Below are 13409 nucleotides of genomic sequence, written 5' to 3'. Positions count from 1 at the left end.
GAATCCGCACCTTTCCGTATCGCGGGCAACTACTGCCCTTCGATGGACAGCGGGCCCTGACCGGAGCTGTCCGGTGCGGTATTGATCTCCGAGTTTTTAAGGTAGGCCGGTCCTATGGCCAGATTGCCCGGCAGGGGGCGAGGCTGGATACGTTCGTCGACAAACGCCGCCACCGCCTCTTTCGGGGCCCGGTGGTCATCTCCCCGCTCTTTCCCCTTCTCCCAGTACTCTGCCCCGCTCCACATATAGAGGGTATGCTTGGCCTCCTTCACCAATTGCTCGCTGCAGTGCAGCAAAGGATATTCCCCCTCTGGATTGTGCACCGTCCGCTGCTCCTCCCGCGCCGCCTCTGACAGTTCCACTGTAATGGTCTCCATTATATTTTCCATCAGCTGGCGGTAATTGGTGAGTGGCGAGCGCATGGCGCGGCGGTAGGGGTTGCCGGCATTGTGTATACGCCGTTTGACCATAAAGAGGGCTAGCAAGCAGCGTTGATGGCCAATAGGACTCAACCAGTAAAACTTATCTGAACCGCCCCATAACGGCTGTACCTCAAAGTAGAGCCACTCACTGCCGTTACGTTCCAACCACTGGCTGTTGATCGGGCCCAGATAGTCCGGCCACTGCTCGCGATTGAGGCCAAGGAAGTCCGTAAGATCATGGGGATCGTAGCCTTCCGAGTGACCGCGGTGGTAGCTCCCCAAATAGGATGGATTGATCAAAAAGCTCTGCGCCAGATCTTTCAGGTCTTCGCGCCGGAACAGACTGGCGTTGACCGGCAGGTTGCGCGCCTCCAGCACATCCAGTTTCAGCACCAGATCACCAATACTGTCTCCATCCAATATGGGGCGGCCGGTAAAATTCCAGCCGCTGAGCCAGATCTTGGCGCTGTAGGTTTTGGGGTCCCCCGGGATATCCTTTTCCGGGTTATCCGGGTCCCAGGGTGCATAGGGGATATAGATATCCGGGGAATCCAGATCGAAGCTGTCCGCCTGTTCCTCTAACCCACGGCGACCGTGTACAGGCAGTCGCATAGGCGGTGCCAGAAAGTGTACACGGGTACCGGACAAATCCTTCTCAACTTTACGCAACCGCCGCCAGCCGGGGCCTTTGGGATTTTGTTCGCTGCCAAATAGCATAGCTAGAGTCCTGTTTTAACGGTTGCGGCGGAAACGGCTTAGCCAGGCACCAAGCTGCCGTCCCGGGTTTGTATAGTATTTGCTCTTGGCGCCGGGCAAGGAAGCAATAGCCACGCCGGCCCCCAGCATCGCCAGACTCGTTGGAATACCTGCCGCAGCCCCAATAATCACACTCGCTACCCCATACGCGAACATGCCTCGGTTAAGGAAATCCCATGCCAAACCGAGCCCCACCTCCAGCCGCTCATTTTTATCTGTACGATGACGTAGATCATCAACAAGGGACCGGGCTGGTGCCGTACCGAGCTGAAGACCACCAATCATTTGCGCCACCCCCGGCGCTGTGTTGTGCCAGCTGCTGTCGCTGGTATCCATATTGAGGGCGTGTCGGCTACGGTCAGCCACCAGATGGCTGGCAGTGGCGTCGCTGAAAAAGATTTTCTGCCGCTGTTGCAGATCGATTTTCCGCTGCGCCAGCTGGCGCATGGCTTCCGTCAGCACCCAGCTGCCGTGGCTGTGGGCGGTCCATTCCACATGCAGCTTCTGGCGGTGGGCTTCGTACATATGCAGGGCCAATAGGCGCGAGGCCAGGCGCTGCTCATCGGTGCCCTGCAATCCCAGAGACCTGATGGCTACCCAATCCCCTGCCGGGGCGCCGCTGGATGAGGGGACATAAAACAGCTGATAGTCGCCGTATTTATCCTTATTACCGCGGGCGATATGGTCCCCCAGAGTTTCTGCAGCCTCTTCTAACCGTTGGCCATTGCCGTTAATACCAATCTTAATGGGCTTATCCTTGCTGCCAGGTTGCGCCTTGGTAGGCTGTAAGTTATATCGGGGCAACCTATCTGTTTTCCATTCATCGATTTCGGCATCATATTTCACCCGCCAAAGCGCCGGTCGCTTTCTCGCTTCTGCCTCCCTACCAATAAAACGGATATCCACAATTTCAATATCCGTCTGGCAGTCCCCGTAGTAGTTATTTAACTCATACTCAATCTCAAAGTGACCCGCCACCAGCAGACGCCGGGTGGGGTGCCTGGGCTTGAGCATGCTGTTTAAGGGCGCGGCGGAGGCGCGCAGGCTGTTGACACCTCGAATGAGCTGCTGAGCGTAAAAACCCTCGCTACTTGGTTTGCGGCTGAGTTGAAGAACCTGATCCAGGAGCTGGCGATGGGCGCCGTTGGCGAAGATAGCGCGGCCATTGCCGGTATTACCCCAGGCTTGTAAGGCATTAGTTGATTGCAGGGGCTGCATTTGTCCCATAACAATATCCTTATCGTAAAATTGTACTTTCGTGTTAAATTCGCCGCCGTCTTGGCTGTGGCGCAAAATACCTTAGGGGAAAATTTTCAGCAATCAGAGGTGCAGTGGGTGCGGATTTTTTTGAGCAGCTTCACATTAAGGCTGATATATGAATATCTAATTGCCAGCCTGCGCCAGTAATTGTTTAGCTGGTACGGATAAAGCAGTGCCGCTAATTTGTACGACTTTGCTTAGTGCATAAAAAAAGCCACCGAAATCGGTGGCTTTTTTTACCGGCAGAGAGCGTCAGGCCTGTTCGACTATCTGCTCTATGCGTCCGAAAATGGATTGGCCGTTTTCGTCCAGCATTTCGATCGCAATCCGGTCACCAAACTGCATAAAAGGCGTTACGGGTTCGCCTTTGTCGATGGTTTCGATCATGCGGATCTCGGCGATGCAGCTATAACCGACGCCGCCTTCAGATACCGGCTTGCCGGGGCCGCCGTCCAGTTTGTTGGACACGGTACCGGAACCGATGATGGTGCCGGCGGCGAGTCTGCGGGTTTTGGCGGCGTGGGCGATGAGCTGGCCAAAGTGGAAAGTCATATCCACGCCGGCATTGGGCTCACCGAATTTCTCACCATTCAGGAAGGACATCAGCGGCAAGTGCAGTTTGCCCTCGCGCCATTTGTCACCCAGCTGTTCCGGGGTAACGCACACGGGAGAGAAAGCGCTGGAGGGTTTGGACTGGTAAAAGCCAAAACCCTTGGCCAGTTCGCCCGGAATCAAGCCGCGCAGGGAGACGTCGTTGACCAGCATCACCAGCTTGATATGGCCAAGCGCCTGCTCCGGGGTCACCCCCATGGGTACATCGTCGGTGATGACGGCGATCTCCGCCTCGAAGTCGATACCGAAGCCCTCGCTCTGGGGCATTTGGATCGGTTCGCGCGGCGCCAGGAAGGTATCGGAACCACCCTGGTACATCAACGGGTCAGTCCAAAAACTCTGCGGCATTTCCGCGCCCCTGGCCTTGCGTACCAGTTCCACATGGTTGACGTAGGCACTGCCGTCGGCCCAGTGATAGGCGCGCGGCAGCGGCGAGTGGCACTGGGTCTGGTCGAAGGCTTCGCCCTGAATTTCACCGCTTTCGAGCTGTGCGTGCAGCTTCTCCAGCTTGGGGAAAACCTCGCTCCAGTTGTCCAGCGCACTCTGCAGAGTCGGCGCGATTTCCACAGCCGGGGCCATGCGGCGCAGGTCGCTGCTGACAACCACCAGCTGGCCATCGCGGCCGGATTTGAGACTGGCTAGTTTCACGGTGCCTCCGTTTTTTTATTCGCTTTGAACTCCGCATCGCCGTGCATCCAGGCGGCGTGCCGGGGTGCTTTCTTGGTGCGCGACCACTCTTCAAGCATGTCTTCCGCCACCCGTTTCAATTCTTCGTGCATGCCCGGCTCGGCAGTGTTGGCGGCCAGCTCAATGCGGTGGCCGTTGGGATCGAAGAAGTAGATCGACTGGAAAATGGTGTGGTTGGTCGGGCCCACTACATCGATACCCGCATTTTCCAGTTTTTCCTTGGCCGCCAGCAGTTCGTCCATGCTCTCCACTTCCAGAGCGATGTGCTGCACCCACTTGGGCGTATTTTCGTCGCGACCCATTTCCGGGGAATTGGGCAGTTCGAAAAAGGCCAGCACATTGCCCATGCCCGCATCCAGGAATACGTGCATGTAAGGGTCGGGCTCGCCGGTGGAGGGCACCTTGTCCTCGGCGATGGCGAGCATGAATTCCATACCGAGGAGGTCGCGGTAGAATTCCACCGTTTCCTTGGCATCGCGGCAGCGGTAGGCCACGTGGTGTATGCGTTTGATCGCCATATCAGGCCTCTTTCTTTTCTCCGATCACGCCGCGCTGAAGCTGGTCGCGCTCGATGGATTCAAACAGGGCCTTGAAGTTGCCTTCGCCAAAGCCTTCGTCCTGCTTGCGCTGGATAAACTCAAAGAATACCGGGCCGAGCATATTGGCGGAGAAAATCTGCAGCAGCAGACGCGGCTGGCCACCCTCGGTGGTACCGTCGAGCAGAATGCCGCGCTTGCGCAATTCTTCAGTGGGCTCGCCGTGGCCGGGCAGGCGCTCTTCCAGCATTTCGTAGTAAGTGTCCGGCGGCGCGGGCATGAACTCCATGCCTTGCTCCTTCAGGCGGTCCCAGCAGGCCACCAGGTCATCACAGGCAAAAGCGATATGCTGGATGCCCTCGCCGTTATATTGCATCAGGAACTCTTCAATCTGACCGCCGCCTCCGGCCGCTTCTTCATTCAACGGAATGCGGATCTTGCCGTCCGGTGCGGTCATGGCCTTGGACAGCAGGCCGGTGTATTCGCCCTTGATGTCGAAGTAGCGGATCTCGCGGAAGTTGAACAGATCTTCGTAGTACTTGGCCCAGTATTCCATGCGGCCGCGGTAGACATTGTGGGTCAGGTGGTCCAGGGTGTGGAAGCCGCAGCCTTTGGGGTGCCGGTCTACCCCCTCGATCCAGTGGAAGTCGATGTCGTAGATAGAGGCACCGTCCTCGTAGCGGTCGATCAGGTACAGGGTGGCGCCGCCGATACCTTTGATGGCGGGCAGGCGCAGCTCCATCGGGCCGGTTTCCACTTCCACCGGCTGGGCGCCCTTCTCAATCGCCTTCTCGTAGGCAAATTTGGCATCTTTCACTCGGAAGGCCAAGCCGCAGGCGGAGGGGCCGTGTTCGCGGGCGTAGTAATCGGCATGGCTGCCGGGTTCGTAATTGGTGATAAAGTTGATATCGCCCTGGCGCCAGAGCTCAACATCCTTAGAGCGGTGGCGGGCAACCTTCTCGAAGCCCATGGCCGCGAAGACCTTCTCTAGTATGCCCTTCTCCGGCGCGGTAAATTCCACGAACTCGAAGCCGTCCAGCCCCATGGGGTTTTCAAACAAATCGGCCATTTGGACCTCCGGTTTTCTCTGGTTGTTTATTGCTATATTTCGCGCCACCGGCTGTGGCATCACCATTGGTTTCAAGTGCAACGAACTTAGTTGCACTTGAAACCAATGTCAAGCAATGACTCCCGGTAGTACCAGCTGACACTTTTCAGTCACCAGACATGCCTCCACTCACCCCGCACGGTTGATCTGTGCCCGCCGACTGGTGTATTTTTGATCGCCGATGAAACGCGCATAACAATAAATAGCGTCGGCGGCCCGCCCTATCTGCGGCCTCTCCGGCCCGCCTCTTTCCGGCAATGATGCCCATGCTTGCGCCCCTACTCAGGTCCGGATTTCCTCTTCTGCTGACGGCATTTCTGAGCCTCGGCAGCGATACATTGTCAGCCGCGGAGACCTGTCCGAACGGCCCTCTGTGCGCGCTCCACCGCTTTTCCATCCCAGCTCAACCACTCAGCCAGGCACTGCTGGCCTTTTCCCGCCAGTCGGGGCTTGCGGTACTGGCATCGTCGGAGCTGGATCTGGCGCGCGACGCTCCGCCACTGGATGGGGAGATGGCGGCGCGGGAAGCACTGGAATACCTGCTGCGGGATTCCGGCCTGACTTTCCGCCGGGTCAACGATCAGGGGCTGGTGCTTGTCCCCGCACCGGTAAAGGCATCGCGGCGTGAACCGGCCACGGCGGACGAGGAAAAAAAACCCTATTTGGATGAAGTGGTGGTGGTTGCCAGCAAGCGGCGCACCAATCTGCAGGAAACCCCCATGACAGTGACCGCTATCGGCGCCAAACAACTGCAAGCCTACCGAGCGGATAGCTTGTTCAAACTCGCAGAGCTGGTCCCCAGCCTGGCGGCCACCCGCAACGGCGACCACACGGCGTCAATGCTATATTTGCGCGGCATCGGTTCGGACAACTATACCGAGGCCGGGGACTCCGGCGTAGCAACACACATCGACGGCATCTACAGCAGCCGCAGCCAGGGCTCTTCCGCCTTGTTATACGATCTGGACCGGGTGGAGGTACTGCGCGGCCCGCAGGGCACCCTGTTCGGGCGCAACGCCACCGCAGGAGTGATCAACTATCACACGGCGCGCCCGGAGGCGGAGGCCTTTTCCCGCTTCAGCGCCACCTTCGGCAACTATCAGCGCCGCAAGCTGAACGGCGTTGTAAATCTGCCGCTCGCCGGAGAATGGGCACTGCGCGCCGCCTTTGCCTCGGACGAAGCCGACGGCTATACCGAGCCCGCCCGCGGCTCCCGCTTCGTCAAATCGTCCGACCGCTACAACAACACCGACCGCCTGGGAGTCCGGCTGAGTTCGAGTTGGCAGGTGAACGATGGCATCAATTGGTGGGCTAGCTATGAGCGCTTCGAAGATCGGGGCGCCGGCAGTCTGCCGGCGGCGGACCACGATACGCCTGTGTTACTGGACACCCCCGGCGCCACCGACCTGGCGCAGGACACTGTCCGCAGCCGCCTGCACTGGACGCTGGAAAACGGGGTCGGTCTCACATACATCGCCGGTTACAGCCGCATGCACCGCAGCCAAATCTGGGACGGCGACCGCAGCGGCGCGCTCGGCAGTGAAACCGATCCGCTGCAATATCACCAGAGCAACCACACCGTCTGGGCTCACCACAGATCCGTGCAGCACGAACTGCAGCTAAAGAGCAGCGACGATGTGCCTCTGCGCTGGTTGATCGCTTATTTCGACTTTGCCGAGCACAATGACATCCGCTTCGACCTGGAGCATCAAAGCGCCGACGGCAGCGGCTGGGGCGGCGCTCCCTCGCACAGCTTCCAGCAGCCCGACCGGGGATCGCGATTGAGCGCGGTTTACGGCCAAGTGGATATAGACCTTCCCCACCGCTGGCAACTTTCCGCCGGCGCTCGCAGCGGCCGCGACCGGCGCTACGACCGCGGCGGGCGCAACATCGGTTGCCCCGACCTAATCCGCTCCGACCGCGGCGGCGTATTGGGCGAGGTGGCGGTAAATCAGGACTCTGCCGCCGAGGGCCAGTGTTTCGTCACCAATTACAACGACGTGTCTCAGTCCTGGAACAGCACTACGGTCATGGCGCGGCTCTCGTACCATCTCAACGAGCAAGCGCTGCTCTATCTGCTCTACGCGGAAGGCTTCAAGCCCGGCATTGTTCAAGACGGCGGCAGCCTGGCCGGTGCATACACGGGTACCGACGATCCCGCCTATCGCGCCGCACTGACCGAACTCATCGCCACCAACAACAGTGACGATCCGGATGCGCGCGCCTATGTGGAACCGGAAACCAGCGCTAATCTGGAACTGGGTTTCAAACTGAGTTTCCTCGGCAACGCCATGACCCTCAACGGCGCCCTTTTCAATACTCGCTACCGCGATCTGCAGGTTTCCGGCGTGACCGTGGACAACTTCGGATTCGAGCGCATACACAGTACCAATGCCGCCTCGGCCACAATCCGCGGCATGGAACTGGAGCTCAACTGGGCCACCAGCCTGAGCGGCCGCCTCAGTGGTTTCCTCTCTCTGCTCGACGCCCGTTACGATCACTTCCTCGCTATCGACAATGATTTTCCCGGCTACGGACAGACCTGGAATCCCAGCACCGGCAACGCCGAAATTCCCGATCAAGTCGATTTCAGTGGCAACCAGCTCAAACAGGCCCCGGAACTCAGTTTCGCCCTGCACTACACCCACAGCGTCACGGTGCCGGACGTGGCGCGGTTTACCTCGCGTCTGGGCGTGCGCTATTCCGACCGCATTTACTTCGATGAAGCCAACCGCGAGCAGCGCAGCGGTCTGCTGCTGGACAACAGCAGCGGGCTCTGGGTGGAAGACCCCAACGGTCCCGCGGCCATTGTCGACTATCAGCCGGCCTACTGGATGTGGGATGCCTCTGTGCGCATAGAACCGCCCGCCGGCCACTGGTGGATGGAGCTCTACGGCGAGAACCTTACCGACGAACTGGTCCGCTACGATGTACAAACCCCAGAAGTGTCGCAACCGGAGTTCTACCTGGCGCCCCCGCGCACCTTTGGCCTGCGCCTGGGTGTGGAGCTCTGACAATCCGGCAAAGGCACGAAAAAAATTTTTATCCCAAGGGGGGGACGATTGCCGGGGGCCGTGCGTTTCATTCAAACAATAACAACAACTGGGTCTCCGGATAGCGGAGACACCGAAACAACAATAAGGCGATACAGGGGATCGGCCACAGTGCCGCAGGGGTCCCCGGAGAGAAGATAAATGGTGACAAGCTTCCATGTTGCACGCGTGGAACCGCCCGTTGGCGACCGATAACAAAGCCCTGGGCGATTATTACCGGGAACACCACCGGGAATTGTGCCGCTATGCGACCCACAAATTCGGCCTCAGTGAAATGGAGGCCGAAGACGTGGTGCAGTCGGCCTTTGCCCGGTTTGCGCCACTGCACGATACAGCGGAGATGGAAAACGCCCGCGCTTTTCTATACCGCGCGGTCAACAATGCCTCCATCGACCTGCTGCGGCGCAATCAAGTGCGCAGCAACTTCGCGCAGTCGGCGCTGGAAGACCCGGAACGGGAAATAGACGCTGTGAGCCCCGAGCGGATTGCCACCGGGCGCCAACTGTTGAAATTGATCAGCCGCGCCCTGTGGGGCATGCCGCAAAAGCGGCGCCGGCTGCTGCTGATGAACCGCGTCGACGGCCTCTCCTACGCGGAAATCGCGCGGCGAGAGGGCCTGTCGGCAACCGTTGTAAAAAAACATGTGGCCAAGGCACTGGCGGCCTGCCAGGCAGAACTCAGGGCCAACGGTGGAGACTGGTAATGGCGCAGGGGCGCAGTCAGAAAAAGGTGGATGACCGGGCACGGGAGTGGTTTATGCTTCGGCAGGAACGCCCGCTCACCCCGCAGGAAGAAGCCGAATTCGCGCAGTGGATGGAAGCGCCGGCGCACCGCCGGAGCTACCGGCAGCTGGAAGCAATCTGCCGGGGATTGATCGCAATTGCCGCCACCGAGGAAGGCGCCCGCCTGCGCGCGCAGGAAGACCGGGGCCCGCGCTGGCAAGCCCGGCTGGGTAACCTTTTACGCACTGCGCTAACGCCAGCGCCGGCATTCGCCCTGGCCCTGGTGCTGGTAACAACCGCGGGACTATTGCTGAGCCACCGCGACACTGCCCCACTGGAAACCTACCACACGGAAATCGCGCAGACCCGCATTTTGTCACTGGCGGATGGCAGTCAAGTCACCCTCGGTGCCGACTCACAGATTGAAGTCACTTTTTCCGAACAGCGCCGCGATGTCGCGCTGTTAAAAGGCCAGGCCTTTTTTTCGGTGGCTGCGGACAAAGCCCGTCCTTTCTATGTCAAGGCGGATACCGCCACTATTCGAGTGGTCGGGACCCGCTTCGATGTGCACCGGGCGGCTGGAGGTGTAAAAGTCTCGGTGGAGGAAGGCACTGTGGATGTCACTCCCGGCGCGCACACATCACAGGCTGTGGATAACAACTCCACAGTACGCCTTCTCGCCGGCCAGCAAATCGCGATCAGCGCGCAGGGTGACGGCAGCGTACAGCAGATTCCCGCGGATACTCTGGCGAGCTGGCGCAACGGCAAACTCATATACCGGGATGCGCGCCTCGCTGAAGTGGTGGCCGATGCCAACCGCTATCGGGAAGGAAAAATAATTCTCGGCGCGCCGCACTTGGCAGACCTGCGAGTCACCACGGCTTTTTCCGTGGATCAGGTGGAGACGATGATCGACATGCTGGAGGAATCCCTGCCGGTGAATGTCTACCGCGAGGCCGACAACCGCATCGTAATCTGGCCGCGAGCCATTGGCCATTAGGGCCTCTCTGACTATTTCGCCCGAGTGCCGCGCTTGATTGCGGGGCGCTCAGATAATATAAATTAATAAACGATTGAGAGATTCCCAAAGTATCTTTTCCCTTTTTCTGCGCAGGCGGCACTCCTTCAATCCGGAGCCGCCTTTTTTTTGCATTTTCACACGGCGCTGATTAAGTAGCCCCTGACTCAGCCCATAAAATACTGACGTTTTCCAAGCTGAGCAGATCACGGGATAACACTGCCGAAACCACGCACTTAGTTACCTGCAGTACCGACAAACAATCCTAAGGAACCTCTGATTAATTCGCGTGAACACTATGGTAGCTTCCGGGGCGCTCAGGCAATAGGACGGACACTTCCAAAACGCACGAGTGCTTCCCTGTAGCTCCGACGGATACATCCCTGTATCCGACGGTTTCGAAATATCCGTCCTAACACCTGAGCTTCACATCCGCCCCGAAGCACCTCTGCCACCAAAAAGTGACTTAATCAGAGGTTTCCTAGAGTTTATTCACGCGTCAAATCACAAAAAAAATTGAATTGGGGGAGACGATTTGATCCCTCTGTCCGTTTCACCTTTGTGCACAGCGATGAACTAGCAAGAAATTTTCCAATAAATGTGCGCAATCAAGGAGAAAACGGAGAGGAAGAATGAGCGATTCGTTCAAGAATAAAAAACTGGCCGCGGTGATCGCGTCCACTGTGGCCCTCCAGGCCGCTGGCGCCATGGCATACGAATTGGAAGAAGTCACGGTCACAGCCACCAAGCGCGCCACCAGCCTGCAGGAAACTCCGCTGGCGATTTCCGCATTTGACGAGGACACCCTCGTAGAAAACCACGTTACCAATATTTTTGATCTGCGCGGCATGGCGCCCAGCCTGCAGATCCGCTCTAACGGCGACCACGGCGTACCACTGATCTTTATTCGGGGCCAGGGCACCATCGACCAAACGGAAGCCGGTGACGGCGGCGTCGCCTTCTATACCGATGGTGTTTTCGCCGCGCGCGCCCAAGGCGCCACCGCGCTGATGTACGACATGGAGCGGGTGGAAGTTCTGCGCGGCCCCCAGGGCACCCTCTTCGGCCGCAACTCCACCGCCGGCGCCGTGTCACTGATTACAGCCAAGCCGGAAGATGAATTTGCCGGCTCCATCAGTGCCACTCTCGGCGAGCGGAACCGGCGTGAACTGCGCTTTATGCTCAACACACCCATTAACGATCAATGGGCAGTGCGATTTGCCGGCGTCACTGACCAGCAGGACGGCGAAACCGAATTTGCCGAGGGCAATCCCTTCGCCGGAGAAGACGAGTACGGTACCAAGGATCTCTCATCCTTCCGCGCCAGCTCCATGTTCCGTCCCACGGACAACCTGGAGTGGTTCCTTTCCTATGAATACTTCGCCAACAAAGGCACCGGCGATGTACCCAGCACAGACTTCGAGGACAGGGTCAACGACGCCACCGCACCCGGTTCTATCGACCTGGAGACAGACACCATCCGCACCCGGCTGGACTACACCTTCGCCAATGACATGATGCTGAGCTATATCGGTGGCTTTACCGATATGTCCCAGAGCCAGTTGTATGGCAACCAGTACCAAGGGGATACCCGCAACACTGTCTCCTCCGGGCACAGCGCCACTTCACACGAAATTCAGCTGAAAAACTCCGACGACAGCCGCTTCCGCTGGACCGCGGGCCTCTACGCCTTCGAAGAGGAAAACGATATCCGCTTCGACATGCTGCACGGCAGCTGGGGCTTTACCCCGCAAGACCAGGAGGTGACCCTCTCCTCCTTCCAGCAGGCAGACCGCAGCACAGAATCCCGCAGCGCCTATGTGCAGGGCACGCTGGATCTAACCGACACCTGGCGCGCCACCGCCGGCCTGCGCTATACCGACGACACTCGGCAGGACCAGGGTGGCCGCAGTATCGACTGTACCTACGCCCACGGCCCCGGCCCTATTGAGATTGATTTTGCCAACCGCGACGAAATCGTCGCCGATGGCGGCCAGGGCTGTTACTACCGCCAGATCAACGACATGAAGGACGAGTGGAACAACACCACCTACCTCGCCCGTCTGGAAAAAGACATCAACGAAGATGTCATGGTGTTCCTGTCCTACGCCACCGGCTGGAAATCCGGTGTTCTGCAGGACGGCCAGGATGCCAGTCCCACTAATACCAACGAAAATCCGGATATCGCAGGAAACAGCGAGCTGGTGCAACAGCCGGAAGAAAACAGCAGTCTGGAACTGGGGATTAAATCCACACTGCTGGACAACCGCATGACGCTGAACGCCAACCTGTTCCTGATGGACTACACCGACATGCAGGTGACATCGGCGATAATTAACCCGGAAACCGGAGAATCGCGCCTGGCCAAGACCAACGCGGGTTCCGCCACCATACAGGGGCTGGAATTCACCATGAATTACGCCGTGACCGAAAACGGCATATTGAGCGTCACCGGCTCGGTGCTAGATGCCACCTATGACGAGTACGATGGTCAGGAAACCAACTTTAACAGCGATGCCGGCTTGAACTGGAACTCCTGCGCCATCGGACCCGGCGCCGGCACTACCTGCGAAAACGACCTCTGGGATTTCTCCGGCAATACCCTACCCAACGCGCCGGAGCTGACCCTGAACATTTCGTACAAACACGATATATCGCTCGACAACGGTGCCATTCTGACACCGCGGATTCGCATGACGTATCAATCGGAAACCTACCTGACCTACGAAAACCGCGGCGACCGTCCCGCAGGCACCTACGGACCCGATGATCCGGGTGAAAAGGATTTCGACGTGCAGGAAGCCTACGCGAAATTCGACGCGAGCCTGACCTACAACAGCGCCGATGACAGCTGGTCCGCAGAGCTATATGGAAACAACCTGACCAACGAGGGCATTAAACAGGAGTTGTTTATCGGCGGAGTGGAAACCGCTTATACCTGGGCGCCGTCTCGGGAGGCCGGTTTGCGTTTTGCCTATCGCTTCTGATCAGTGGCGGATTTATTCGCGCAGGGGTATGACAAGACAGCGGTTACAGGGATGTCATTGCACCTGGTCACCGCGCCCACCCCGCCGTCCGGAGGCCTCTGCGGCGGCGGCACACGCGCGAATGTATCTGCATTTTGCTGAGCGCATGTCGCCACTGCGCCCCGCCGGAGGCCAAGGATGGCCCGGCGTACAATGGCCAGTGGCGGCGATACCGAGTCCATCTTCTCTTGCATCGTCGTAGCACTCTG

The 13409-nt window shown here is 58.7% G+C and carries 9 protein-coding genes; 4 read left to right on the top strand and 5 right to left on the bottom strand.

The window, feature by feature from the left end; all coding sequences use genetic code 11:
• Positions 1-29 precede the first annotated feature (29 nt).
• From BM155_RS07220 to hppD, 5 genes are all read right to left on the bottom strand, one after another.
• On the bottom strand, positions 30-1139 hold the full coding sequence (locus BM155_RS07220; protein WP_074902095.1) for a hypothetical protein: 1110 nt from the start codon (positions 1137-1139) through the stop codon (positions 30-32).
• Positions 1140-1154: 15 nt separating this feature from the next.
• Positions 1155-2405 carry a hypothetical protein gene (locus tag BM155_RS07215; protein ID WP_139223175.1) on the bottom strand — a complete coding sequence of 417 codons (1251 nt, stop codon included), beginning with the start codon at positions 2403-2405 and terminating at the stop codon, positions 1155-1157.
• 285 nt (positions 2406-2690) lie between these two features.
• On the bottom strand, positions 2691-3698 hold the full coding sequence (locus tag BM155_RS07210; RefSeq protein ID WP_067150144.1) for a fumarylacetoacetate hydrolase family protein: 1008 nt from the start codon (positions 3696-3698) through the stop codon (positions 2691-2693).
• On the bottom strand, positions 3695-4255 hold the full coding sequence (locus tag BM155_RS07205) for a VOC family protein (RefSeq protein WP_067150141.1): 561 nt from the start codon (positions 4253-4255) through the stop codon (positions 3695-3697). The genes BM155_RS07210 and BM155_RS07205 overlap by 4 nt, the downstream gene beginning before the upstream one ends.
• A 1-nt stretch (position 4256) precedes the next feature.
• Positions 4257-5342 carry a 4-hydroxyphenylpyruvate dioxygenase gene (gene hppD / locus BM155_RS07200; RefSeq protein ID WP_067150138.1) on the bottom strand — a complete coding sequence of 362 codons (1086 nt, stop codon included), beginning with the start codon at positions 5340-5342 and terminating at the stop codon, positions 4257-4259.
• Between the two features lie 305 nt (positions 5343-5647).
• Between hppD and BM155_RS07195 the strand changes: the two genes are divergently transcribed.
• The 4 genes from BM155_RS07195 (at position 5648) to BM155_RS07180 (ending at position 13161) form a co-directional block, all read left to right on the top strand.
• A complete protein-coding gene (locus tag BM155_RS07195) occupies positions 5648-8395 on the top strand; it encodes a TonB-dependent receptor (protein ID WP_074902088.1) in 2748 nt (915 codons plus the stop codon).
• A gap of 196 nt (positions 8396-8591) precedes the next feature.
• A complete protein-coding gene (locus BM155_RS07190) occupies positions 8592-9137 on the top strand; it encodes an RNA polymerase sigma factor (protein ID WP_074902085.1) in 546 nt (181 codons plus the stop codon).
• Complete coding sequence (locus BM155_RS07185; protein WP_074902083.1) at positions 9137-10156, top strand: FecR family protein; 1020 nt, start codon at positions 9137-9139, stop codon at positions 10154-10156. The genes BM155_RS07190 and BM155_RS07185 overlap by 1 nt, the downstream gene beginning before the upstream one ends.
• Positions 10157-10806: 650 nt before the next feature.
• The gene (locus tag BM155_RS07180) at positions 10807-13161 is read left to right on the top strand and encodes a TonB-dependent receptor (RefSeq protein ID WP_074902081.1); all 2355 of its coding nucleotides are present in this window, start codon (positions 10807-10809) and stop codon (positions 13159-13161) included.
• Positions 13162-13409: the final 248 nt, after the last annotated feature.

The organism is Microbulbifer thermotolerans (genome assembly GCF_900112305.1).
Lineage (GTDB): Bacteria > Pseudomonadota > Gammaproteobacteria > Pseudomonadales > Cellvibrionaceae > Microbulbifer > Microbulbifer thermotolerans.
Note: the sequence above shows the minus strand (reverse complement) of the source record. Positions and strands in the feature narration are given on the sequence as shown.